Genomic DNA, 24,470 nt, shown 5'->3' on the forward strand with positions numbered 1-24,470 from the left:
GCCGATGCTCGACGAACGCTATCTCTCGCAATTCCCGGCCCTGCGCGGTCGCCTGGTGCGCGCGGCGACGCGGCTGGCCGGCGGCACGGCGCAGGCCGAGGACCTGGTGCAGGACAGCTACCTGCGCGCGCTCGAGACCGGCGAACACGCCGGCATCGACACCGTCCAGGCCTGGCTCACGACGGTGATGCAGCACCTCGCGATCGACCGCCTGCGGCGCGAAGGCTGGATGCGACGCTGGCTCGACGAGGCCGGCGCGACGCCGGAGACGGCGGAATCGGCCGAAACCGAGGCCGCGCGCGCCGAAGAGACCGGGCAGGCCCTGCGCCTCCTGGCCGATCGGCTGAGCCCCGCCGATGGCGCCGCGGTGCTGCTGCGCGAGGTGTTCGAAGTCAGCTTCAAGGAACTGGCCGAGGCCACGGGCCGGACCGAGGCGGCCTGGCGCCAGCAGATGCACCGCGCGCTGCTGCGGCTGCGCGAGCCCCGCGAGAAGGCGCCCGACAGCACCGGGCGCAACGCCGTCTTCCCGCTCTACCAGCAGGCGCTGCGCGATGCCGATGCGCGGCTGCTGTTCGCGATGCTGCGCCAGCCGCCGGCACGGGCGATCGGGCTGTCGGCCCATGCCGCGCCGATCCCGGGCTCGGCCTCGGACTCGGGCGCGCCGCGCGCGGCCTGCCAGGTGGTGCAGATCGGCGGCCGGCTCGGGCTGGTGCTGACGCTGGGCGGGAAGCTGTTGTGCGTGCTGCCGCTGGAGGCGCGGCAGGCAGCGCGGGAAGAAGCGGAAGCGCTGCCGCTCTAGGACGGGCTCAGCCCGCCAGCCGCCCCGCCACCAGCTGCAGCACCCGGTCGCAGCGCCGCGCCAGGTCCTGGTCGTGCGTGACCATCACGAAGGCCGTGCCATGGCGGCGCGCGAGGTCGAGCATCAGCTCGAACACGGTGTCGGCGGTGCCGCGGTCGAGGTTGCCGGTGGGCTCGTCGGCCAGCACGCAGGCCGGCTGCGTGACCAGCGCGCGCGCGATCGCCACGCGCTGGCGCTCGCCGCCCGACAGCTCGGCCGGCCGGTGGTGCAGCCGCTCGCCCAGGCCCACGCTCTGGAGGATCTTCGTCGCCGACTGCGCGGCCGTGGCCGGGTCGACGCGGCGGATCTTCAGCGGCATCGCCACGTTGTCGAGCGCGCTGAACTCGGGCAGCAGGTGATGGAACTGGTAGACGAAGCCCAGGTGCAGGTTGCGCAGCCGGCCCTGCTCGGCGGGGTCGGCATGCGCGATGTCCTTGCCGAGCAGCTCGACATTGCCCGAGGTCGGCGAATCGAGTCCGCCCATCAGGTGCAGCAGCGTGCTCTTGCCCGAGCCCGAAGCGCCGACGATGGCCAGCGTCTCGCCGGCATTCACGTCGAGGTCGATGCCGTGCAGCACGGTCAGGTCGAGGCGGCCTTCGTGGAAGCGCTTGGTCAGACCGCGCGCCTTCAATACGACTTCACTCATAGCGCAGCGCCTCGGCGGGGTTGACGCGGCTGGCGCGCCAGCTCGGATACAGCGTGGCCAGGAAGGCCAGCACCAGGGAGATGATCGCGATCGGCATGATGTCGCTGCGCTGCGGGTCGCTGGGCATCTTGCTGATCAGGTAGATGTCCTTGGGCAGGAAGCTCGCATGGAACAGCTGCTCGAGGAAGGGCACGATCACGTCGATGTTGTAGGCGATGCCCAGGCCCAGCAGCAGGCCGGCCACGGTGCCGATCACGCCCACCATCGCGCCTTGCACCACGAAGATGCCCATGATGCTGCGCGGCGAGCTGCCCAGGGTGCGCAGGATCGCGATGTCGGCGCGCTTGTCGGTCACCGTCATCACCAGCGTCGACACCAGGTTGAAGGCGGCCACCGCCACGATCAGCGTGAGGATGATGAACATCATGCGTTTCTCGACCTGCACGGCCGCGAACCAGGTCTTGTTCTGGCGCGTCCAGTCGCGGATCAGGAACTGGCCCGGCAGCGAGACGGCCATCTCGTCGGCCACGTCGCGCGCCTGGTTGAGGTCCTTCAGGCGGATGCGGATGCCGGTCGGGCCCTCGAGCCGGAACACGCGCGCCGCGTCCTGCTCGTTGATCAGGGCCAGCGCCGAGTCGTATTCGTAGTGGCCCGAGTCGAAGGTGCCGACCACGGTGAACTGCTTGAGGCGCGGCACCACGCCGGCCGGCGTGACCTGGCCGCCCGGCGCCACCAGCGTGACCTGGTCGCCGGGCTGCACGAACAGCGAGCGCGCCAGCTCGCCGCCCAGCACGATGCCGAACTCGCCGGGCACCAGCTTGTCGAGCGTGCCCTTGGGCGCGGCGGCCGCGATGTCGGTGACCTCGGGCTCGAGCCTGGGCTCGATGCCGCGCACCAGCGTGCCCTTCATGTCCTCGCCGCGCGCGATCAGCGCCTGGGTAGCGATGAAGGGCGCCGCGCCGACCACCTCGGGGTATTTGCGCGCGGCCGCCATGATGGTGTCGAGCTCGGGCAGGGCCTGGCCGTCGCGCGAGATGATCTCGATGTGCGAGACCACGCCCAGCATGCGGTCGCGCACTTCCTTCTGGAAGCCGTTCATCACGCTCAGCACGATGATCAGCGCGGCCACGCCGAGCGCGATACCGAGCATCGAGACGCCCGAGATGAACGAGATGAAGCCGTTGCGCCGGGTCGCGCGGCCCGCGCGCGTGTAGCGCCAGCCGAGCTGCAGTTCGTAGGGGAGTCGCATCAGGTCTCCTGCGGCGCTCGGGGCGACGGCATGGGTCGGTTCATGGGAAAAAGGGTGAAGGCGAAGAGGAAGGCGGGCGGAATTGTGGCATCCCGGACAATAGGCCCATGGCCGAACCCGCTCCCGCCCGTCATCTCCTGATTCCCTTTGCCGGCCGCGGTTCCCCGTCCTGCCGCGCAGCCCTCCCAACCTTAAGGTTGCCCAAGCTCGAGGCCCTGCTCGGCCGGCTCGCCGTCACGGCCACCGACACGCAGGACGAAAGCACCCGCTCCCCGCCGCACGAACGCGCCCTGGCGCGCGCGCTCGGCATCGCCGCGGCCGACGGCTGCATCCCCTGGGCCGCGCTCGAGGCACGCCGCAACGGTGCCGCCGAAGCGAGCGACACCGGCGCCTGGGGCCTGGTCACGCTGTGCCACTGGCAGGTCGGCATCGACGACGTGGTGCTCGGCGATCCCTCGGCGATCGAGATCGACGCCGAGGAGTCGGCCGCGCTGCTGGCTGCGGCGCGCCCCTTCTTCGAGGAGGACGGCATCGCGCTGCATCCGTCCGCGCGCCCCGGCCGCTGGCTCGCGCGCGCGCCGATCTTCCAGGACCTCGCCACCGCCGCCATCGACCGCGCCGTGGGCCACCCGATCTCGCAGTGGTCGCCGCTGGCCGATGCCGCGCGGCCGCTGCGCCGGCTCCAGAACGAGATGCAGATGCTGCTCTACACCCAGCGCGTGAACGACGACCGCGCCGCGCGCGGCGCGCCGCCGATCAACTCCTTCTGGCTCAGCGGCACCGGCGCGCTCGCGGCCGGCGCCATCGGTCCCGAAGGCCCCGCGCCGCAGGTCGACGATTCGCTGCGCACCGCCGCGCTGCACGACGACGGCATCCGCTGGGCCGAGGCCTGGCAGGCGCTCGACGCGGGCCCGATCGCCGCGCTGCTCGACCACTACAACGCGGGCGCGCCGGTCGCGATCACGCTGTGCGGCGACCGCACGGCGCAGCGCCACGAGATCCAGCCGCGCGGCTTCGTGGGCTGGGCGCGCAGCCTGTTCGAGCGGCCGCGCGCCGCCGCCGTGCTGGAGGCGCTCTGATGAAGATCCATCCCCGCGACATTCCCCCGCGCAGCGCCTGGGCGCTCGAGCAGGCCGGCGTGCATCCGCTGCTGGCCCGGCTGTTCGCCGCGCGCGGCGTCAGCGCCAAGGACGAGCTCGACGACGGCCTGGCGCGCCTGCTGCCGCCCGACACCCTGCGCGGCACGCAGGACGCCGCGGTGCTGCTGGCCGACGCGATGGCCGCCGAGAAGCGCCTGTGCATCGTGGCCGACTACGACTGCGACGGCGCCACCGCCTGCGCGGTCGGCGTGCGCGGCCTGCGCCTGCTGGGCGCGAAGAACGTGAGCTACCTCGTGCCCGACCGCGTGGTCGACGGCTACGGCCTCACGCCGCCGATCGCCGAACGCGTGGCCGCGAGTGGCGCCGACATGCTGATCACGGTCGACAACGGCATCGCCAGCGTCGACGGCGTGGCCGCGGCCAAGGCGCGCGGCCTGCAGGTGCTGGTGACCGACCACCACCTGCCCGGCCCCGAGCTGCCGATCGCCGACGTGCTGGTGAATCCCAACCATCCCGACTGCGGCTTCGAGAGCAAGTGCATCGCCGGCGTCGGCGTGATGTTCTACGTGCTGCTCGCGCTGCGCTCCGAGCTGCGCCGGCGCGGCGTGTTCGACGTGGCGACGCAGCCCAAGCTCGACGCGCTGCTGCCGCTGGTGGCGCTGGGCACCGTGGCCGACGTGGTGAAGCTCGACGCCAACAACCGACGGCTGGTGGCGCAGGGCCTGCGCCGCATCCGCGCCGGTGCCATGCCCGCGGGCGTGTCGGCGCTGTTCAAGGCCGCGGGCCGCGTGGCCGCCGCGGCCACCACCTTCGACTTCGGCTTCGCGCTCGGCCCGCGCATCAATGCGGCCGGCCGGCTGGCCGACATGACGCTGGGCATCGAGTGCCTGCTGACCGAGGATGCCGCGCGCGCCGACGAGCTCGCGCGGCTGCTCGACGGCATCAACCGCGAGCGGCGCGACATCGAGGGCGGCATGCGCGATCAGGCGCTGCTGCTGGCCGAGTCGCTGTTCACGGTCGACGGCGAAGGCACCGAGACCGTGCCCGCGGCCATCAGCGTGTTCGATGCCGACTTCCACGAGGGCGTGGTCGGCATCGTGGCCTCGCGCATCAAGGAGCGCTTCCACCGGCCCACCTTCGTGTTCGCGGCCAGCGGCGCGCCCGGCAAGGAGCACGAGCTCAAGGGCTCGGGCCGCTCGATCCCGGGCTTCCACCTGCGCGATGCGCTGGACCTCGTCGCCAAGCGGCATCCGGGCGTGCTGCTGCGCTTCGGCGGCCATGCGATGGCGGCCGGCTGCACGGTCGCGCGCGAGCAGTTCCGGACCTTCGAGCGCGCGCTCGCGCAGGTGGCCGACGAATGGCTGGATGCCGCCACGCTCACGCGCCGCATCGACACCGACGGCCCGATCTCGCGCGAGTATTTGCGCGTGGACCTGATCGACACCCTGCACCGCGAGGTCTGGGGCCAGGGCTTCGCGCCGCCCACCTTCAGCGAGGAGGTCGAGGTGGTGTCGCAGCGGCTGGTCGGCGAGCGGCACCTCGCGCTCAAGCTGCGCCACCAGGGCCAGCCCATCGACGGCATCTGGTTCGGCCACACCGACCCGCTGCCGCCGCGCGTGAAGCTGGCATTCCGGCTCGATGCCGACGAATGGCAGGGCGTGCGGCGCGTGCGCTTCCTGGTCGAGGGCGCGGAGATCTGAAGCCTTCGGACCCCGGCCACAGGTTACGCCGGGGTTTCCGCTGCAAGCAATTGCATGCGCCGTCGCGCCGCGGCGGGCGCGCGCTCGGTACACATTCCTACATGGAAGGCACGCGGCGCTTCTACGCTGGTCTCCATGCACGGCGCGCCACGGCCGATTTCCGGCAGCGTCCACGCGGTGCAACGCAGGAGACCGGCATGCAGACACCCTCCCCCGACGTGTTCCCCGGCGCCGAACGCCGACCGCTCGCGCTGGTGACCGGCGCCTCCTCGGGCATCGGCTACCAGCTCGCGCGGCGCGCGGCCGAACATGGCTACGACCTGCTGATCGGCGCCGACGAATCGCTGGCCCAGGCCGAGGCCGAGTTGCGCGCGATGGGCGCGCGCGTGTTCGCGGTGCGCGAGGACTTCGCCACGCGCGACGGCGTCGATGCGCTGCTCGCGGCCTGCGAGGACCGGCCGATCGACGTGCTGTTCGCCAACGCGGGCCACGGCCTGGGCCATGGCTTCCTCGACCAGGAGTTCCACGACGTGCAGCACGTGATCAACACCAACGTGACCGGCACGCTCTACCTGGTGCAGCGCGTGGGCCGCGCGATGCGCGAGCGCGGCCAGGGCCGCATCCTCATCACGGGCTCGATCGCGGGCTTCCAGCCCGGCGCGTTCCAGGCGGTCTACAACGGCACCAAGGCCTTCATCGATTCCTTCGCGATGGCGCTGCGCAACGAGCTCAAGGACACGGGCGTGACCGTGACCTGCCTGATGCCCGGCGTGACCGACACCCACTTCTTCGCGCGCGCCGACATGCTCGACACGCGCGTGGGCCAGCAGTCCGACAAGGCCGATCCGGCCGAGGTGGCGAGGGAAGGCTTCGACGCGCTGATGAAGGGCGAGAGCGGCGTGATCGCGGGCTGGCGCAACAAGATGCAGGTGGCGCTGTCGCGCGTGATGCCCTCGCCCGCGCTGGCCGAGCAGCATCGAAGGATCGCGGAACCGGGCAGCGCGCACGCTTCGTCCTGAGCTTTTCCGAGGCGTGCCGGGCCGTCGTCGCGCGAACGTCGGAACCTTCTTCGTACATTCCCGACGCCCTACGCGGCCTTGCGACTTTTGGAGGTGCACGCGAGCGTGCACCGCGGGCATGATCGCGCCCATGCGTTGTCCTTTCCCGATCGCTCCGGCGCGCAGCATGCGACTGCCGGACGCACATCGGGCGCCTGCGTCTTGAACCCCCGCGCCCTTCGATGCGCCGCTTGCACGCGGCGTTCACATGGCGCGCCTATCCTGCCCCCGGGCTTGCGTACGGCAACGCTTCTTGATGTCCGCTCATCGACGAACCCCAGGAGGATTTTCTTTCCATGCGCCGTTTTGAACTGATCGAGGGAACCGCCAGCAAGTTCTGGGAAGTGGAACAGGCGGAGAACGATCTCAACATCCGCTGGGGCCGCATCGGCACCGCGGGCCAGAGCCAGACCAAGTCCTTCGCCGATGCCGCGAAGACCGCCACCGCGCTGACCAAGCTGGTGAGCGAGAAGACCGGCAAGGGCTACAAGGAAGTCGGCGTGAGCGCCGATGCGAGCATCGGCAAGACCGAGGCCAGGCCGAAGGCGGAACCGCCTGCCGAGGCACCTGCAAGCGCACCCGTGGAGGCAGCGGCGAAGGTCACCGCATCCGCGCCCGCACCCGCCACGCCGGCACCGCCGCCCGTCGCGAGCGAAAGCCTCGACAGCCAGTGCGAGCGCGTCGTCGAGGCCGTGCGCGCAGCGATCGAGGACGGCAGCGTCAAGAGCGGCGACAAGTTCTCGGCCGCCGCGCTCAAGCGCCAGTACGGCGTGAGCGAGCAAGGCGCCACGATGGCCTTCGAGGAGCTCAAGTCCCATGGCCTGCTGTCGGGCTGGGGCACCACCGCCGAGGTGCGCGAGAAGGCGCAGGATGCGGCGCGCGAGCTCGCGCAACGCACAGTGGCCGCGCACGGCGAGACGCCCGCCCAGCCCGTGGCCGAAGGCGCGCCGCCCTGGCTCGCGCAGGGCGCGCCGCTGCGCATCACGGCGCAGACGCGCGAGTTCGCCTATGCCTCGCGGCGCTTTCCCTCGACCCGTCCGGTGCTCGATCTCGCGCAGGCCTGGATCCGCGCCTGCAACGACCTCGAGCTGCCGCTGGACCTGGCCGCGACCGATGCCGCGCTGCGGCCCGCGGCCGAGCGCATGCTCGCGCGCGACAAGCCCGCCACGCCCACGCCCGATGCCGAGGCCGATGCGCTGCTGCTGGCCTTCATGGACCACAACACGCGCCGCGACAAGGCCGGCTCGGTGGTGTTCCTGATCCAGTACCTGGTCGCGCAGTACGGCCTGGCCGGCGCGATCGAGGTCTACCTGTCGGCGCTGCGCCTGCAGGTGGAGGGCAGCTACGACCAGAAAGCCAAGAAGTGGCGCAGCCATTTCTCGAGCAACCCCGGCCACGCGGTCAACCACGGCTGGTACGGCGCCGTGGGCGATGCCGAGGAGGTGCTGCGCGAGCAGCTCTCGACCGCACCCGAGGCCGAGTGGCAGCAGTGCGCCGACCTGATCGAGGCCGCGCTGCCCTCGCTGCACCCGAGCCGCCAGCCGCTGGCGGCGCTGCTGCTGCCGGAGCGGCCCGAACTCTCGAACGCGCTCGCGCTGCGGCTGGCCGGCGAGAAGGACAGCGGCGAGACCTTGCACTGGCTGCTGCTGACCATCACCGATGCCACCGCCGCCGCGCAGGCCGCCAAGGTGCGGCTCAGCTATTCGAGCGGCTTCTGGGGCCACTACAAGATGACGGCCACGGCGCTGCTGGAACGCGGCACCGAGGCCGTGGCGCTGCTCGAGCGCGGCGCGGCCGAGGAACACGCGGGCGAGACGCTCGCGGCCATCGGCACGCCCGAGGCAGTGGCGGCGCTCGCCAAGGTCGCGAGCGGCTCGAAGGCGGCACTGGCGCGGCTGTCGCTCGCGGTGGACCGCTGGCCGCAGGCCGCCATCGTCGCGCTGGCGCGGCTGGTGGCCGCCGGCGGCAAGGACGCGGGCCTGCTCACGCCCAGCCTCACGCGGCTGCTGCGCGCGCATGGCGGCCTGGTCGACGGCCTGCGGCCCTGGCTCGATGCCGGCGCGCAGGGCGCGATCGATCGCCAGCTCGCGCTGCTGTCGGGCCCGAGCGAGGTCGCCGAAACGAGCGAGCTGCCCGGCGTGCTGGCCTCGCCGCCCTGGCTCGCCAAGGTGCAGAAGAAGGCGGCCGCGGTGCTCGCGCTCGAGCCGCTCGCGCTGGCGCCGGTCGAGCAATGGGCGCCGGGCGCGCGCGAGGAGGCGCAGCGGCCCGGCACCTCGTGGCAGGTGAACCGCTTCGCGAGCGCGCGCAACGACGTGCAGGTGATGCTCAAGGAGCTGGGTTTCGAGAGCAAGGCCAGCAAGCTCGCGCACGAGGAGCAGGTGAAGCTGATGCAGGCCGCCTACGAGGCCGAGGACTCGCCCGACGCCGCGGTGCTGCAGGACATCCACCAGCGCGGCGAGGCGCGCGAGAAGGAACTGCTCGCGAGCCTGCGCGACCCGATCCTCGACACCGCGCGCGAAGGCATCCGCACGGGCGATGCGGGCAAGCTGATCGCCGCCTGGCGCGGCATGCTGGCCGCGCGCAAGCAGGAGCGCTACTACTTCTTCTGGTTCGACGCGCGCTATGCGGCGCTGCTGCCGCCCGAGCTCGGCGTGCCGTTCTGGAATGCGGTGGCGGGCCAGGCCGAGACCCAGGGCGCCGACTTCGTGATGGCGAACTTCGGCCTGCCCGCGCTGCCGGGGCTGCTGTCGGTGGTGCGCGCCAAGCCCGGCGAGAACCTGCAGCTGGCGCTGAACTACGGCGCGGTGGAACTCGCGGCACCGGCCGCGCGCGCCTTCGCGAAGCTCAAGACCGTGCGCCAGGCCGGCCGCGACTGGCTGCTCAAGTACCCCGAGCACGCGGCCTGCGGCCTGATCGCGCCCGCGCTCGGCAAGGCCGGCGAGGCGCGCGACGTGGCGGGCGCGGCGCTGCGCCTGCTGCAGGCCGAGGGCCATGCCGAGCTGCTGCTCGAAGTGGCCGGCCGCTACGGCAAGGACGAGGTGGTGCAGGCGCTGCGCGCCGTGCTCGAGGAAAGCCCGCTCGACCGCTTCCCCACCAAGCGCGCGAAGCTGCCCGAGTTCTGGCAGCCGCGCGGCTGGCGCCGGCCGGTGCTGCGCAACGGCAAGGCGCTGCCCGACGAGGCGCTCGACCACCTGGGCCAGATGTTCACCTTCCCGACCAACGAGGAGATCTACGGCGGCATCGCGGTGGTCAAGGAGGCCTGCGCGCCCGAGTCGCTGGCCGACTTCGCCTGGGATGCGTTCAGCGCCTGGCTCGAGGCCGGCGGCCCGAGCAAGGAAGGCTGGGCGCTCACCGTGCTGGGCCTGCTCGGCAACGACGACACGGCGCGCCGGCTCACGCCCTTCATCCGCGCCTGGCCCGGCGAGGCCGCGCATGCGCGCGCCGTCACCGGCCTCGACGTGCTGGCCGGCATCGGCTCCGACGTGGCGCTGATGCTGCTCAACGGCATCGCGCAGAAGGTGAAGTTCAAGGGCCTGCAGGACCGCGCGCGCGAGAAGATCGACGCGATCGCCGAGGCGCGCGGCCTCTCGACCGAGGAACTCGAGGACCGGCTCGCGCCCGACCTCGGCCTCGACGAACAGGGCACCCTGCTGCTGGACTTCGGGCCGCGCAGCTTCAAGGTCGGTTTCGACGAGGCGCTCAAGCCCTATGTGCGCGAGCGCGCCGACGGCGTCGACGGCGCGCGCCTGTCCGACCTGCCCAAGCCCAAGAAGACCGACGACGCCGAGAAGAGCAAGGAGGCGGTCGAACGCTTCAAGCTGCTCAAGAAGGACGTGCGCACCATCGCGAGCCAGCAGTTGCTGCGGCTCGAGGTCGCGATGTGCGCACGCCGGCGCTGGACGCCCGAGGTGTTCCGCACCTTCCTGGTCGAGCATCCGCTGGTGCGCCACCTGGTGCAGCGGCTGATCTGGGGCGCCTACCGCGTGCAGGGCGAGGCCAGCTACGGCGGCGAACTGCTGGCGTGCTTCCGCGTGGCCGAGGACGGCAGCCTGACCACCGCCGAGGACGATCCCTTCGAACTGCCCACCGGCGAGGACATCCGCATCGGCGTGCCGCACGCGCTCGAGCTCTCGCCGGCCGACGCCGGCGCCTTCGGCCAGGTGTTCGCCGACTACGAGCTGCTGCAGCCCTTCGCGCAGATCGGCCGCGACACCTACGTGCTGACCGAGGACGAGAAGAAGAGCCAGAAGCTCGAGCGCTGGAAAGACGCCACCGTGCCCACCGGCCGCGTGCTGGGCCTGGTCAACAAGGGCTGGCGCCGCGGCGAGGCACAGGACGGCGGCGGCATCTGGTACTTCACCAAGCCGCTGGGCCCGAGCCGCGTGATCGAGCTCTATCTCGACCCCGGCATCATCGTCGGCATGGTCGACGAGTACCCCGAGCAGAAGCTCGGCGAGGTGCAGGTCGGCAAGCCCTCGGGCTGGGGCAACATGCAAAACGCAGAGACGCTGGACCGGCTCGATCCGATCTCGGCCAGCGAGCTGATCCGCGACATGGAAGGGTTGCGAGCATGAGCGCCGCGCCGGGCCGCCCCAAGCAAGCTCGCACCGCAGTGCGAAGCACGAAGGTCTTCGAATGAGCGCCGCGCCGCTCGTGCTGCCATCCGAACTCCAGAACGCACTGCCGCCCGGCGAGCCCGGCGCGAAGCCGCCGCCCAAGGCCTCGACCTTGCCGACGCTGCGCAAGCGCGTGCTCGACAAGTGCGGCGAGTACCTGATCGACGCGCTGCTGCCCGAGCCCTTCGAAGTGCGCTCGCCCGCCACGCGCGGCTGGCTCGAGGCCGCGATGGACGCGGCCGACACGCGGCTGCTGGGCCTGATGATCGCGCGCTTCCGCGAGCAGGCCTACACGGGCCGCGACGAGCCGGCCGAGGCGCTGGTGCACTGGCTGGTGCTGCAGCACGGCCTCGACACGGCCTTCGACGCGCTGCTGCATGCGGCGCGCTGGCGCCGCGAGCGCATCGGCCACAAGCCGCTGCGCCAGGATGCGCCGCCCGACGACGGCGCCCATTCCTTCTGGGGCCAGCCCGCGAGCTCGCTGTGGCAGTTCCGCGGCCACTGGATGGCGGCCGACGCCGCGACGCGCGCCGCCTGCACCGAGCGGCTGCGCGCGCTCGACCCGCAGCTGCCGCTGGCCGCGCGCGCCCGCTTCGCGATCGCGCTGCCCGAATGGCGCCCGCTCGCGCGGCAGCTGTTCGACCAGGCCACGCCCGAGCAGCTCGAGCGCTGCGGTCCCTGGCTGCGCTGGGCCGCCGGACTGCCGCTGGCCGAGGTGGCGGGCGACGGCATGCGGCTGCTCGACCAGCCGTCGCTGCTCGCGCTGCTGCTGCGCGAACACGGCGAGGCGCTGCTGCCGCTGCTGCTGGACCTCGGCGCACGCCAGCGCAGCGTGGCCGTGGCCTGGACGCTGGCCGCCTTCGACACGCCCGAGGCCACCGAGGCGCTGGCGCGCATGACCGCCGCCGATGCCGCCTGCGCCAAGGCGCTGGGCTGGGTCGCGGGCGAACGCCCCGAGCGCTGCTTCCTCGCGCTCGCGAAGGTGCTCGAGGACGGCGGCCTGCCCAAGGCCGGCGCCGCGCGCCTGGTGCCACAGCTCAAGACCCTGGCCGGCACGCTCGGCGAGCGCCTGCCCGCGCTGTTGCCGGCGCTGCCGGCCGCCGTGCGGCGCCAGCTCGGCGCGGTCGCCGACCAGGCCGGCGCGGCGCCCGAGGCCTTCGCCGAACGCGCGCGCTGGCCCGCGGTGCTCGCCGACCCGCCCTGGGCGCGACGCGCGGCCGATGCGACGCCGCCGCTGGTGCTGGCCGGCCTGCCCGTGCTCGAGCTGCCGCCCGAGGAGGACTGGGGCGACGAGGTCCGCCAGCACTGGATCGACCGCGACACGCCCTATGTCTACCGCCAGCCGATGGAGGCCGAGCGCGCCATCGGCGAGCGGCTGCGCGAATGGACGCCCGAGCGCGTCGCCGCGCTGCACACGCAGCCGCAGCAGGAGCTCGAGCGCTTCATCGCCGACTGGCAACGCGTGCACGACGATGCCGCGCCCGACCGCCGCCAGTACGGCGCCTTCATCGCGGTGCAGTCGGCCTGGTTCCTGCCGCCAGCGACCGGGCTGGCGTTCTGGAATGCCGTGGGCAGCGGCAAGGAAGCGCCGCGCGCCGGCGGCTTCGTGGCGCGCTTCGGCAGCGCAGCGCTGCCGGGGCTGCTGCAGGCGCTGGCCAACGACGGCGACGAGTATTTCGTCGCGCGCTTCATCGGCGCCACGCAGCTCGCGCCCTTCATGGCGCAGGCGCTCGCGCGCCGGCCGACACGCCGCGCGCACGCGCGCCAGTGGCTGGTGCGCTTCGCGCCGCATGCGGCCGCCGGCCTGCTGCCCGCCGCGCTGGGTGCCGAGCGCGAGGCGCGCCAGCAGGCCCGCGCCGCGCTGCGCGCCATGGCCGCGCTGGGACAGGCCGAGGCGCTGCGCGCCACCGCGCGCCGCCACGACGACCCGGCCGTGGCGGCCGCCGTCGATTCGCTGCTGGCCGAGGACCCGTTGCGCGACTTCCCGTCGCGCATCAACGCGCGCAGCAAGCTCCCGGCCTTCTGGCAACCGGCCGGCTGGCGCAAGCCGCGGCTGCGCGACGACGGCCTCGCGCTGCCCGACGAGGCGCTGCAGCCGCTGGGCCTGATGCTGAGCTTCGCGGCCGACCTGCCGCAGGGCTATGCGGGCCTGGACGCCGTGCGCGCCGCCTGCGAGCCCCAGAGCCTGGCCGACTTCGGCTGGGACGTCTGCGAATCGTGGGAGGCCGCGGGCGCCGGCGCGCCCGGCAACTGGGCGCTGCGCGCGCTCGGCCTCATCGGCACCGACGACACGGCGCGCCGGCTCGGCGCCCTCGTGCGGCGCTGGAGCGCGCCCGGCGCCGGCGGCACCGCCACGCGCATCGGCTGGGTGCTCGAGGCACTGGCACGGCTGGGCAGCGACGTCGCGCTGATGCAGCTCGACGCGATCGCGCGCAAGAACCGCATCGCCACGGTGCGCCAGTCGGCCGCCGAGAAGCTGGCGCAGGCCGCGGCCGAACGCGGCCTGAGCGGCGACGAACTCGAGGACCGGATCGCGCCCGACCTCGGCCTGGACGAACGCGGCGGCCTGCTGCTGGACTTCGGGCCGCGCCAGTTCCATGTCGGCTTCGACGAGGCGCTGGTGCCCTTCGTGCGCGAATCGGTCGAGGGCCGGCCCGGCGCGCGCCTGGCCACGGCACCGCGCCCGCGCGCGAGCGACGATGCCGAACTCGCGGCCGCGGCCGCGGAACGCTTCAAGGCGCTCAAGCAGGATGCCGCCACCGTCGCGGCCCAGCAGCCGCTGCGGCTGGAACGCGCGATGCGCACGGGCCGCGGCTGGCCGGTGGAAGACTTCCGCCGCTTCATCGCCGGGCATCCGCTGATGCGCCACCTGGCCGAGCGGCTGGTGTGGGGCGTGAGCGAGGGCGGGCGCGACGCGCGCGGCCTGACGCTGCTGCGCGCCGCCTTCCGCGTGAGCGCCGAGGGCGAATGGGTCGATGCCGACGAAACGCCGCAGGCTTTCGACGACAACGCCGCCGCGCGCATCGTCGTCGCCCATCCGCTGCAGCTGAGCGCCGCGCAGATCGCCGCCTTCGCGCAGCAGTTCGCCGACTACGAGCTGATCCAGCCCTTCGAGCAGCTGCACCGCGCCGTGCATGCGCCGCGCGAGGACGAACGCGCGCTGACCGCGCTCACGCGCTGGTCGGGCCGCGTCGCACGGCCCGGGCCGCTGTGGGCGCTGGAGTCGCGCGGCTGGCTGCGCGGGCGCGGCGGCGGCGGTGCCTACGACCATGCCTGGCAGGGGCTGGGCGGCGGCCGCGCGCTCGCGCTGCGCTTCGGCCCCGGCCTCGACAACGCGGGCGCCGGCGAGGACCAGACGCTCGACGTGCTGCATCACGGCCACCCGTTCGGCGAACTCGATCCCATCGTCTTCAGCGAGGCGGTGCGCGACATCGACGCGCTGGGCGCGCGCTGAGGCGCGCTACACCGTTCCGCTATCGCTCTGCTATGTTTGCGCGGGCACGCCCCGCGCCCCTTTTCAGATCCGACACCGATCCCGACCATGGCCACCTCCCGCAAGCCGACAGACATCTCATCCACCGGTTCCCCTGCCCTGCAGCGCCCGCCCGCCGAGATCCAGTACGCCGCGCAGATCGCGCAGCTGCAGGCACAGGACAAGGACCCGCGCCCGCCGGGCTGGGCCATGAGCCTGAAGGCCGCGCGCGCCTTCATCCTCGGCGATGCGCAGCTGGGCATCGCGCCGAAGATCGTCGCGCCGGTCGCGAGCATCGAGCGCATGCTGGTCACCCTGGCCACGGGCCGCGGCCTGATGCTGGTGGGCGAGCCCGGCACCGCGAAGTCGATGCTCTCGGAGCTGCTGGCGACCGCGATCTCGGGCGTGTCCACGCTGACCATCCAGGGCGGCGCCTCGATCACCGAGGACCAGATCAAGTACGGCTGGAACTACGCGCTGCTGATCAACGAGGGCCCGAGCCCGCGCGCGATGGTGCCGGCGCCGCTGTACATCGGCATGCAGCAGGGCCAGGTGGTGCGCTTCGAGGAGATCACGCGCGCGCCGCTCGAGGTGCAGGACTGCCTGCTGGGCATGCTGTCCGACCGCGTGATGGCCGTGCCCGAGCTCTCGGGCGAGCACGGCATGCTCTATGCGCGCGAGGGCTTCAACATCATCGCCACCGCCAACACGCGCGACCGCGGCGTCAACGAGATGAGCGCCGCGCTCAAGCGCCGCTTCGACTTCGAGACCGTGTTCCCGATCCTCGACTTCGAGCGCGAGCTCGCGCTGGTGCGCGAGTCGTCGGCACGCCTGCTCGCGCAGAGCGGCATTCCGAAGACCGTGCCGCAGCCGGTGCTCGAGCTGCTGGTGGCCACCTTCCGCGACCTGCGCGGCGCGCCCGCTTCCTCCGAGAAGAACGGCGGCGGCAGCGACGCCGCGATGGACCGGCTCACGGCCGTGATGTCGACCGCCGAGGCGGTCAACGTGGCGCACGCGGTGGGCGTGCGCGCCTGGTTCCTCGAGCAGCGCGAGGGCTCGCCGGCCGACCTGGTCGACTGCATCGCGGGCACGGTGGTCAAGGACAACGCCGACGACCGCGCCAAGCTGCGCCGCTACTTCGAGCAGAAGGCCGCCAAGCGCAGCGGCGAGCACTGGCGCGCCTACTACGAGGCCCGCCACCGCCTGCCCTGAGATGAACGCGCCCCACATCGTCGGCGTGCGCCACCACAGCCCCGCCTGCGCGCGGCTGGTGGCCGAGCGCATCCGCGCGCTGCGCCCGGCCCATGTGCTGATCGAGGGTCCGGCCGACTTCAACGCGCGGCTCGAGGAGCTCTACCTGCCGCACCGGCTGCCGGTGGCGATCTACAGCTACCTCTCGGCCGGCGAGACGCACCACGGCTCGTGGTCGCCGTTCGCCGAGCACTCACCCGAATGGCAGGCGCTGCAGGTGGGCCGCGAGGTCGGCGCCGAAGTCCGCTTCATCGACCTGCCCGCCTGGCACGACGCCTTCTCGCGCATGGAGAACCGCTATGCCGACGTGGCCGACACACAGCACGAGGAACGCGCCGCCGCCTACGAGCGCGCGCTGACCGAGCAGCTCTCGGTGCAGGGCCGCGACGCGCTGTGGGACCACCTGTTCGAGGACGGCCGCGACAGCGCCGAACTCGCGCAACGGCTGTCCACCTACTTCGAGCACCTGCGCGGCGAGGACCCGGGCTCGCTCGGCAACCAGGCGCGCGAAACCATGATGGCGCGCTGGATCGCCTGGGCCATGGCGCAGCCCGCGGTGCAGGCCGGCGCGCCGGTGCTGGTGGTCTGCGGCGGCTACCACGCGCCCGCGCTCGCGCGCTTGTGGCCCGGGCTGCCGGCGCAGCTGCCCGAGACGCCCGAACCCGAGGTCGAGGACACGCCCGATGCCGACGAGGACACCGTGGTGCGCTACGGCTCCTACCTCGTGCCCTACACCTTCAAGCGGCTCGACGCCTTCGCGGGCTATGCCTCGGGCATGCCCTCGCCGGCCTACTACCAGTGGATGTGGGAGCTCGGCCCCGAGGGCGCCGCGCACCGCGCGCTGCAGCAGGTGATGCAGCGGCTGCGCGACAGGAAACTGCCGGCCTCCACCGCCGACCTGATGGCGGTGCACCTGCGCGCGCAGGGCCTGGCGCGGCTGCGCGGCCACGAGAAGCCGCTGCGCTCCGACTGGCTCGACGCGCTGGCCGGCGCGCTGGTCAAGGAGGCGCTGGACGCGCCGCTGCCCTGGACCTACCGCGGCCCGATGCGCCCCGGCACCGCGCCGGTGCTGGTGCAGGCGATGGACGTGCTGGCCGGCGACATCGCGGGCCAGCTCGCCGACGGCACGCCGCAGCCGCCGCTGGTGAAGTCGGTGCGCGACGAGCTCGCGGCGCACGGCCTCGAGCTGCGCGGCCAGCGCAAGCTCGACCTGCTCGATGCCGCCGACCGCGCGCGCAGCCGCGTGCTGCACCGGCTCGCGCTGCTGCGCCTGCCCGGCGTGGTGCGCAGCCAGGGACCGAAGCTCGCGATGTCGGGCGAACGCACCGAGGTCTGGACCCTGGGCCAGCCCTTCGAGCAGCAGGCCGCGCTGATCGAGGCCGGCGCCTGGGGCGCCAACCTGCACGACGCGGCGCGCGCGCGGCTCGAGGACGAGCTGCGCCACGCGCAGGGCCGCATCGGTCCGCTGGCCGAGGGCCTCAACCAGGCCGCCTGGGCCGGCCTGCCGGCGCTCAGCGGCGCGCTGCTGCGCGAGCTGCAGCAGGCGATGGCGCAGGAGCCGCGCTTCGAGGCCATGGGCCCTGCCCTCGCGGTGATGCACACGCTGCTGCGCCACGGCCAGCTGCTCGGCATGGCCGACGCGCCGGTGCTGCGGGTGGCGATCGAGGCCGGCTTCGACCGCGCGCTGTGGCTGCTCGAGCCGCCCGCGGCGATCGCGCCTGCCGACATCGACGCGCACCTGCAGGGCCACCTCGCGCTGCGCCGCATCGTGGCCGACGTGCTGGCCGACCGCGAGGACGCCGCGCAGGCCGAACCGCTCGACGTGGAACCCGCGCGCGCGCTCGCCGTATGGCAGCGCAAGGCGGCCGATGCCGGCGCGGCACCGCTGAGCCGCGGCGCGGCGCTGGGCGCGACGTTGAGCCTCGCGCACCGCGTGCCGCAGGCCACGCAGGCCGGCGTGGCCGATGCGATGCAGCTGCTGCACGCGATGCCCGCGCCAGTGCTCGGCGATGCGCTCACGGGCCTGCTCGCGCTCGCGCGCGAGACGCTGTCGTCCGAACCCGCCTTCGCCGCCGGCATGGACCTCACCGTGCAGGCGCTGGACAACGCCGACTTCGTGCGCGCCATGCCGAGCCTGCGCGCCGCCTTCGCCTGGCTGCCGCCGCAGGAACGCGGCCGGCTCGCCGACCAGGTGCTGGCGCTGCACGATGCCACCCACCTGTCGCGCCGCGCGCTCACGGCCCGGCACGAAGGCGAGGCCGCGCCCGTGGGGCTGGCCGGGGCGCGCGCCGCCGAGGACGCGGCGATCGCACGCCTGGCCGGCTGGGGCCTGAGTCTCGATACGGAAGAACAGCCATGAGCCTCGACATCCCCGATCCGCTGCAGCGCTGGCGCCTGCTGCTCGGCGATCCGGCCGAGCGGGCCTGCGGCGGCCTGAGCGCCGAGGCGCAGGCCGCCGACGCCGCGCTCGACTGGCTCTACGGCCGCGACGGCGACCGCGCCGAGCGCGGCGAACGCAGCGCCGGCCTCGGGCCCTCGGCGCTCAGCACGCCCGACTGGATCAACGCCATCCACACGCTGTTTCCCAAGGAAGTGATCGAGCGGCTCGAGCAGGACGCGGTGGAACGCTACGGCATCGACGAGGTGGTGACCAACCTCGAGGTGCTCGAGCGCATCGAGCCTTCGGAGTCGCTGCTGCGCGCGGTGCTGCACACCAAGCACCTGATGAACCCCGAGGTGCTCGCGGCCGCGCGCAAGCTGGTGGCCGAGGTGGTGCGGCGCATCATGGAGAAGCTCGCGACCGAGGTGCGGCAGGCCTTCAGCGGCAGCCGCGACCGGCGCCGGCGCTCGCGCATGAAGGTGGCGCGCAACTTCGACTTCAAGCAGACCCTGGCGGCCAACCTGCACCGCTACGACCCGCAGCGGCGCAAGCTCTACGTCGAGCGGCCGGTGTTCATCAGCCGCACGAAGCGTCATGCCGAACCCTGGGACATCATCCTGCTGATCGACCAGAGCGGCTCGATGGTCGACTCGGTGATCCACAGCGCGGTGATGGCCGCCTGCCTCTGGCAACTGCCCGGCATGCGCACGCGGCTGGTGGCCTTCGACACCGCGGTGGTCGACCTCACGGCCGACGTCTCGGACCCGGTCGAGCTGCTGATGAAGGTGCAGCTCGGTGGCGGCACCGACATCGCGAAGGCCGTGGCCTATGCGCAGTCGCTGGTGGCCAATCCCGCGAAGACCATCGTGGTGCTGGTCAGCGACTTCTACGAAGGCGGCAGTCCCTACGAGCTGGTGCGCCGCGTGAAGGCGCTGGTGGAGGCCGGCGCCAAGGTGCTGGGCCTGGCCGCGCTCGATGCGAAGGCCGAGCCGAGCTACGACCGCGAGATGGCCGCGCGGCTGGTGCGCGAGGGCGCGCAGATCGGCGCCATGACGCCGGGCCAGCTCGCGGGCTGGCTGGCCGAGAAGGTGCAGGCATGACGGCGGTGCGCGGCGACCTGCTCGAACTCACGCCCGAGGCGCTGACCGCGCTCGCCAACGCGGGCTTCGTGAAGCGCGCGCAGAAGGACGTGGCGGCCGGCCTGCTGCCGCTGCTCGAGACCGCCGACGACGGCACGGTGAGCGCGCGCTTCGACGACGGCGTGCGCACCAGCCTGCCGCCGGGCCGCACCCTGCGCGATGCGCAGTGCAGCTGTCCGGCCAGCGGCATGTGCCGGCACCGCGTGATGCTGGTGCTGGCCTACCAGGCGCAGGCGGCGAGCGCCGCGCCCGCGCCCTCGGCCACGCCGACGGAGGACGAGGTCGACGCCTCGGCCGCGGGCGGCGAATGGAGCCCGGCCCATTTCGACGATGCCGCGCTCGCCGCGAGCTTCGCGCCCTCCGTCATCGAACAGGCCCAGCGCCTGGCCGCCGCGCGGCCCGTGGTCGCGGTGCAGGCCTGGCGCAGCGCGAGCGCGCCGCCGATCGCGCGGCTGCCGATGTGCAGCGTGCGCTTCTTCTCGCGCAGCTCGCTGGTGCACGCGCGCTGCGACTGCAAGCAGGGCAGCGGTTGTGCCCACGTGGTGGTGGCGCTGTGGGCCTTCCGCCAGGCCGGGCCGCTGGCCGCGGGCTCGCCCGAGCGCATGGTGGAGGTGCGCGCGCCGGCCGACGGCGACGCGACCGGCGACGGCCACCGCCCCACCGCGCTGATGCAGGGCGAGGCCGCGCGCGCGCTGCAGGCGCAGCTCGAGGCGCTGAGTCTCTCGCTCTGGCTCGATGGCTCGAGCCAGCCGCTGATGGCGCTCGCGGCGCGCTTCGAGGCCGCGCGCGAGCAGGCGCGCGCGCTGGGCTGGCGCTGGGTGGAAGATGGCATCGACGAACTCTGGATGCTGCTGCAGGCGCAGCAGGCGCGCAGCAGCCGCTTCGATCCGCGGCGCCTGCTGCACGTGAGGGCCGAGCTCGGGGCGCGGCGGCGCGCGGCGGCCCATGCCGACGGCGCGGCCGGACCGCCGCCGCTGCCCGCGAGCCAGATCCTCGGCGTGGGCGTGAAGGGCGAGGTCGCGCTCGATCACCTGCGGCTGGTGTCGCTGGGCGCCGAACTCTGGTCCGACGAGAGCGGCGAAGGCGCGAGCGTGATGTTCGCCGACCCCGACACGCAGGCCGTGACCGTGCTCGAGCGCCAGTGGTCGCGCGCCGACGATGCCACGGCCGGCGGCACGCCCGCGAACCTGCTGGGCCGCCGCGTCGCGGGCTTTCCGCTGCGGCAGCTCGCGAGCGGGCAGGTCATCACCAAGACCGCGACCCGGCGCGCCAACGGCCAGATCGACATCGCGCCGGGCGCGCGCCAGACCGGCGTGATGCCGCTGTCGCCGAAGTCCTGGGACGACCTCGTCGCGCCGCTCAAGCAGCCGAGCGTGCAGGCACTGGTCGCGCACCTGCGCGAGACGCCGCCCGACTTCGTGCGGCCGCGCCAGGCGGCGAGCGGTGCCGCGGCGGGCGCCTCGGGCCAGCTGCATGTGGCGGCCTTCGAGCACATGGCGGTGCTGGCCAGCCACTGGGATGCGGCGGCGCAGGTGCTGCATGCGCGCATCGGGCGCGCGGCGGACGACACGGACGCGGCCGCGCCTGCCGATGATGTCCCGCCGCTGCATCTCGCCCTGCCCCATCGCGCGGCCGCGCCCGGCGCCGTCGATGCGCTCGCGCGCGCGCTCGCCGGCGAATGGGGCGCGCTGCGCGCCGTGGCCGGCAGCGTGCGGCTGCAGGACGGCGAGCCCGTGATGCAGCCGACGGCCCTGCTGACCGTGCAGCGCGCCGTGGTGCTGCAGGCCGAGGCACCCGCGCCGCAACCGCTGCCGCTGCAGGGCGAGCACGAGGCGCCGCCCGCGCTCAACGCGCTCGCCACCGACACGCTCGACCTGCTCGCGCTGTGGCTGCGCCAGGGCCTGCGCCACCAGGGCGGCGGCGCCGCTTCGCGCGCCGAGACGCAGGCCGCGCAGCTCGAGCGGGCCGGGCTCGCGCGCAGCGCCAGGCTGCTGCGCGGCGTGCCCGCCCAGTTGCGCGCGGCGCAGCGCGGCGCGCTGGTGAGCCAGCTCGCGCTGCTGAGCCTGTGGATGCAGGGCGTGGGGCAGTAGGGACTAGACAGCGCAGCAGTTGCGGTACTCGAGCGCCGTGCGCCGCTCCACCTTCTTGAAGGTGTCGGCGAAGTGGCTGGGACTCGCGAAGCCGCAACGCAGCGCGATGTCGGTCACCGGCAGCCGCGTGAGGTGCAGCATCTGCTTCGCATGCTCGATGCGCGCGCGGATCAGGTACTGGTGCGGCGTCACGCCGGTGCTGCGCTTGAAGGCGCGCAGGAAGGCATAGGGATCCATGTCGAGCAGCGCGGCCAGCGCGCCGAGCGACACGCCGATCTCGAGCCGGCCGCGGATGTGCTCCTTGACGCGCTCGAGCGCGGCCTTCGACAACAGGCCCTCGGCCTGCGCCTCGCTGGCCGCGGCCGTGTGCGTCTGCCGCAGGTGCGCGAGCAGCGCGATCAGCAGTGTCTCGCCATAGCCGGGCCCCTCGGGTTGGCCGGTCTTCGCATCGGCATGCAGCGCGAGCAGCAGCTGCGCGATCAACGGACTCGACACATTGCAGCAGGGCACCAGCGCGCGATCGCCGCCATCGCCCTCGCCGGTGCTCTGGAATTGGCGCGGATCGATGCTCAGCGTGAGCGCCTCGCACGGGTCCCAGGTGCGTCCCTTGATCTGCGCGCCGGCCGGCAGGATGCTGATGCCCAGCGGCTGCGCGGTCGCGGACCAGAAGCGTTCGTCGTGCAGGCGCATCTCGAAGCGCGTGGGACCGCCGAGGTTGACCGAGATGCAGTGGCGGATCAGGCCGCCCTCGACGTTGTCCATCGGATCGGCCGCCTCGTGCTCGAGAACGATGCCTTCCCAGCGGGCCTCGAAGAGAAGCCTGCCGCAGCCGCGGTCGATGCCGACCGGCTGGCCGCGGCCTTGCACGCGCTGCCGAACGCCCATGGCCTGGTCCTTGTGGTTGTATGTATGTCTCCGGGCGGCGATGGTTTGCGAGCGGACTTACAGCGCGCTGACGGGTCGCCGATGCCGCGCCGCTGCAATTTTCCGGAAGCCGCACCGCCGCCGCGCGGGGCCGGCGCGGCGCGCATGCGCCTGCAATTCCCCGGAAGCGCCGAAACGCCCTGCCGCGAATACTTCTCCCACACGCAACGAAGCGCGGCGGCCCGCGCCGCGCGAACGGTGCGTGGATCACAACAACGGAGACACGCAGGAATGAAACGCGCAAGACTCATCGGCGCCGCCGCCTCGGCGACGGCACTTCTCATGGCATGCGGTGGCGGCAGCGGCGGGGGCGCGGTGCTGCCCATCCTGCCGCCGCCCAGCAGCGTGGCCGAGCCGCCCGCGCCACCGCCGCCGCCCGAAGGCCCGCCGCCGCTCACGGTCGCGAAGGCCGTCTGCGCCGAAGGCGGTACGCCCGAATCGGCCCTGCAGGGCCAGGTGCCCGCGGCGATGCGCCAGGGTTTCAAGGGCTTCTCGTGCAACCTGCAGCTGGTGGGCCAGTTCGAGGGCGAAGGCGGCAACTGGTCGGCGGCGTCGTTCCGCGATCCCGGCGGGCGCACCTGCGCCTATCACGCGACCGCGTACCCGGTGGGCTTCGACGGCAAGCCGCGCGGACGCGTGAACCCGGGCGTGCCGGTGATCGACATCAGCGACCCGGCCAAGCCCTGGCGCAGCATGTCGCTGACCACGCCCGCGATGCTCGACCCGTGGGAATCGCTGCGCGTGAACGCGCGGCGCCAGTTGCTGCTGGCCGACAACGGCAACAACGGCAGCGTCTTCGCGGGCTTCGGCGGCGCGGAGATCGACATCTACGATCTCTCCGCCGACTGCCGCACGCCGCAGCTGCTCGCGAGCATGGAGGTGGGCACCGGCAAGGACGGCGGCATCGTGCCGCCCGACAGTCCCAAGGGGCACGAAGGCAATGTGTCGCCCGACGGGCTGACCTACTACATCGGCGACATCGCCACCGGCCGCTACCACGCGGTCGACATCACGAACTCGACCAGGCCGCGCATGGTGGCTTCGTTCGACATGAAGACCGTGGACCTCGGCGGCACGCACGGGCTCTCGGTCAGCGAGGACGGCAAGCGCGCCTACGTGGTGTCGACGAGCATCCCGGCGCCGGGCGAGTTCCTCGACCCCGGCGCGAAGACACGCAACGGCTTCCTGATCCTCGACACCTCCGAGGTGCAGGCGCGCGTGCCCAACGCGCAGATGAAGGTGATCTCGGCCACCACCTTCAAGGACGGCAGCGTGGCGCAGCACACCATCCCCGTGACCATCGCGGGCAAGCCGCACCTCGTGATGGTCGACGAAGGCGGTGCCGCGGGCCTGAGCGACCCGACCAACGTCAAGCTGGCCTGCGAAGCGAAGATGGCGCCCTACCCGATGGCGCGCATCTACGACATCAGCGACGAGAAGAAGCCCGTGCTGGTATCGAAGCTGATGCTCGAGACGCACGACCCCGCGAACTGCGACAAAGTGCTGCCCGACATCGCGGGGCTCTCGACCTTCACCTACGGCAGCCACTACTGCTCGGTCGACAACCGCAACAACGGCACGGCGCTGGCGTGCTCCTACTTCAACTCGGGCGTGCGCGTGTTCGACATCCGCAATCCCGCGCGGCCCAAGGAGATCGCCTACTACAACCCCGCGGGCGCGACCACGCCGCGTGCCGGTTCCTTCCACAGCCAGCTGACCGTGGCCGGCAGCGGCGGACCCGACTGGTGCGCCTCGCGCGCGGACTTCGATTTCGATCGCGGCCTGCTCACGACCATGTGCCAGGACAACGGGCTGCTGGTGCTGAAGTTCGCGAAGAACACCTGGCCCTTCGCGCAGAGCACGCCTTCGACCTTGCAGAACTGAAGACCATGTGACGCGGGGAATGCAATTCCCGGAATGGCATTCCCCGCTCGCGCTCGATCGCATCTCGTCGCAATGGACAACGAATCTTGCCAGCAGGCATCCCCATTTATTCCTTCCGCTATT

The 24,470-nt window shown here is 72.9% G+C and carries 14 protein-coding genes; 11 read left to right on the top strand and 3 right to left on the bottom strand.

Annotation, left to right across the window (positions count from 1 at the left end; all coding sequences use genetic code 11):
* Positions 1 to 4: 4 nt before the first annotated feature.
* On the top strand, positions 5 to 799 hold the full coding sequence (locus ACEN9J_RS13460; RefSeq protein ID WP_413764303.1) for a sigma-70 family RNA polymerase sigma factor: 795 nt from the start codon (positions 5 to 7) through the stop codon (positions 797 to 799).
* Positions 800 to 806: 7 nt separating this feature from the next.
* On the opposite strand, the gene lolD is transcribed toward ACEN9J_RS13460, so the two are convergent.
* Together lolD and ACEN9J_RS13470 are read right to left on the bottom strand one after the other, a co-directional pair.
* Positions 807 to 1,484, bottom strand: a complete 678-nt coding sequence (lolD, locus tag ACEN9J_RS13465; protein WP_261209975.1) for a lipoprotein-releasing ABC transporter ATP-binding protein LolD — start codon at positions 1,482 to 1,484, stop codon at positions 807 to 809.
* Entirely contained in the window at positions 1,477 to 2,733 is a 1,257-nt protein-coding gene (locus tag ACEN9J_RS13470; RefSeq protein ID WP_261209974.1) for a lipoprotein-releasing ABC transporter permease subunit, read from the bottom strand. Before ACEN9J_RS13470 ends, lolD begins: the two co-directional genes overlap by 8 nt.
* A gap of 197 nt (positions 2,734 to 2,930) precedes the next feature.
* On the opposite strand from ACEN9J_RS13470, the gene ACEN9J_RS13475 reads away from it, so the two are divergent.
* From ACEN9J_RS13475 to ACEN9J_RS13515, 9 genes are all read left to right on the top strand, one after another.
* Positions 2,931 to 3,812 carry a hypothetical protein gene (locus ACEN9J_RS13475; protein ID WP_413764304.1) on the top strand — a complete coding sequence of 294 codons (882 nt, stop codon included), beginning with the start codon at positions 2,931 to 2,933 and terminating at the stop codon, positions 3,810 to 3,812.
* The gene (gene recJ / locus ACEN9J_RS13480) at positions 3,812 to 5,533 is read left to right on the top strand and encodes a single-stranded-DNA-specific exonuclease RecJ (protein ID WP_413764305.1); all 1,722 of its coding nucleotides are present in this window, start codon (positions 3,812 to 3,814) and stop codon (positions 5,531 to 5,533) included. The genes ACEN9J_RS13475 and recJ overlap by 1 nt, the downstream gene beginning before the upstream one ends.
* 197 nt (positions 5,534 to 5,730) lie before the next feature.
* The gene (locus tag ACEN9J_RS13485) at positions 5,731 to 6,552 is read left to right on the top strand and encodes an SDR family NAD(P)-dependent oxidoreductase (RefSeq protein WP_413764306.1); all 822 of its coding nucleotides are present in this window, start codon (positions 5,731 to 5,733) and stop codon (positions 6,550 to 6,552) included.
* Positions 6,553 to 6,887: 335 nt separating this feature from the next.
* Positions 6,888 to 11,165 carry a DUF4132 domain-containing protein gene (locus ACEN9J_RS13490; protein ID WP_413764307.1) on the top strand — a complete coding sequence of 1,426 codons (4,278 nt, stop codon included), beginning with the start codon at positions 6,888 to 6,890 and terminating at the stop codon, positions 11,163 to 11,165.
* 61 nt (positions 11,166 to 11,226) lie between these two features.
* Positions 11,227 to 14,661: a DUF4132 domain-containing protein gene (locus tag ACEN9J_RS13495; RefSeq protein WP_413764308.1), complete on the top strand. Its 3,435-nt coding sequence runs from the start codon at positions 11,227 to 11,229 to the stop codon at positions 14,659 to 14,661.
* An 87-nt stretch (positions 14,662 to 14,748) separates the two neighbouring features.
* Positions 14,749 to 15,891: an ATP-binding protein gene (locus ACEN9J_RS13500; protein ID WP_413764309.1), complete on the top strand. Its 1,143-nt coding sequence runs from the start codon at positions 14,749 to 14,751 to the stop codon at positions 15,889 to 15,891.
* A 1-nt stretch (position 15,892) separates the two neighbouring features.
* Entirely contained in the window at positions 15,893 to 18,289 is a 2,397-nt protein-coding gene (locus ACEN9J_RS13505) for a DUF5682 family protein (protein ID WP_413764310.1), read from the top strand.
* The gene (locus tag ACEN9J_RS13510) at positions 18,286 to 19,410 is read left to right on the top strand and encodes a VWA domain-containing protein (RefSeq protein ID WP_057596088.1); all 1,125 of its coding nucleotides are present in this window, start codon (positions 18,286 to 18,288) and stop codon (positions 19,408 to 19,410) included. Before ACEN9J_RS13505 ends, ACEN9J_RS13510 begins: the two co-directional genes overlap by 4 nt.
* Complete coding sequence (locus tag ACEN9J_RS13515; protein ID WP_413764311.1) at positions 19,407 to 21,539, top strand: SWIM zinc finger family protein; 2,133 nt, start codon at positions 19,407 to 19,409, stop codon at positions 21,537 to 21,539. Before ACEN9J_RS13510 ends, ACEN9J_RS13515 begins: the two co-directional genes overlap by 4 nt.
* Positions 21,540 to 21,542: 3 nt before the next feature.
* Here ACEN9J_RS13515 and ACEN9J_RS13520 read toward each other — a convergent pair whose 3' ends face one another.
* On the bottom strand, positions 21,543 to 22,424 hold the full coding sequence (locus ACEN9J_RS13520; protein WP_413764312.1) for a helix-turn-helix transcriptional regulator: 882 nt from the start codon (positions 22,422 to 22,424) through the stop codon (positions 21,543 to 21,545).
* A 270-nt stretch (positions 22,425 to 22,694) separates the two neighbouring features.
* On the opposite strand from ACEN9J_RS13520, the gene ACEN9J_RS13525 reads away from it, so the two are divergent.
* Complete coding sequence (locus ACEN9J_RS13525; protein WP_413764313.1) at positions 22,695 to 24,347, top strand: LVIVD repeat-containing protein; 1,653 nt, start codon at positions 22,695 to 22,697, stop codon at positions 24,345 to 24,347.
* Positions 24,348 to 24,470: the final 123 nt, after the last annotated feature.

The sequence above is a fragment of the Variovorax sp. Varisp41 genome, from assembly GCF_047325085.1.
Lineage (GTDB): Bacteria > Pseudomonadota > Gammaproteobacteria > Burkholderiales > Burkholderiaceae_C > Variovorax.

Excerpts from the sequence above, each read along its gene's own strand:
- ACEN9J_RS13525 (WP_413764313.1), top strand. The coding sequence starts at position 22,695 with ATGAAACGCGCAAGACTCATCGGCGCCGCCGCCTCGGCGACGGCACTT.
- lolD (WP_261209975.1), bottom strand. The coding sequence starts at position 1,484 with ATGAGTGAAGTCGTATTGAAGGCGCGCGGTCTGACCAAGCGCTTCCAC.
- ACEN9J_RS13485 (WP_413764306.1), top strand. The coding sequence starts at position 5,731 with ATGCAGACACCCTCCCCCGACGTGTTCCCCGGCGCCGAACGCCGACCG.
- ACEN9J_RS13515 (WP_413764311.1), top strand. The coding sequence starts at position 19,407 with ATGACGGCGGTGCGCGGCGACCTGCTCGAACTCACGCCCGAGGCGCTG.
- ACEN9J_RS13470 (WP_261209974.1), bottom strand. The coding sequence starts at position 2,733 with ATGCGACTCCCCTACGAACTGCAGCTCGGCTGGCGCTACACGCGCGCG.
- ACEN9J_RS13495 (WP_413764308.1), top strand. The coding sequence starts at position 11,227 with ATGAGCGCCGCGCCGCTCGTGCTGCCATCCGAACTCCAGAACGCACTG.
- ACEN9J_RS13460 (WP_413764303.1), top strand. The coding sequence starts at position 5 with ATGCTCGACGAACGCTATCTCTCGCAATTCCCGGCCCTGCGCGGTCGC.
- ACEN9J_RS13505 (WP_413764310.1), top strand. The coding sequence starts at position 15,893 with ATGAACGCGCCCCACATCGTCGGCGTGCGCCACCACAGCCCCGCCTGC.
- ACEN9J_RS13510 (WP_057596088.1), top strand. The coding sequence starts at position 18,286 with ATGAGCCTCGACATCCCCGATCCGCTGCAGCGCTGGCGCCTGCTGCTC.
- ACEN9J_RS13500 (WP_413764309.1), top strand. The coding sequence starts at position 14,749 with ATGGCCACCTCCCGCAAGCCGACAGACATCTCATCCACCGGTTCCCCT.
- recJ (WP_413764305.1), top strand. The coding sequence starts at position 3,812 with ATGAAGATCCATCCCCGCGACATTCCCCCGCGCAGCGCCTGGGCGCTC.
- ACEN9J_RS13520 (WP_413764312.1), bottom strand. The coding sequence starts at position 22,424 with ATGGGCGTTCGGCAGCGCGTGCAAGGCCGCGGCCAGCCGGTCGGCATC.
- ACEN9J_RS13490 (WP_413764307.1), top strand. The coding sequence starts at position 6,888 with ATGCGCCGTTTTGAACTGATCGAGGGAACCGCCAGCAAGTTCTGGGAA.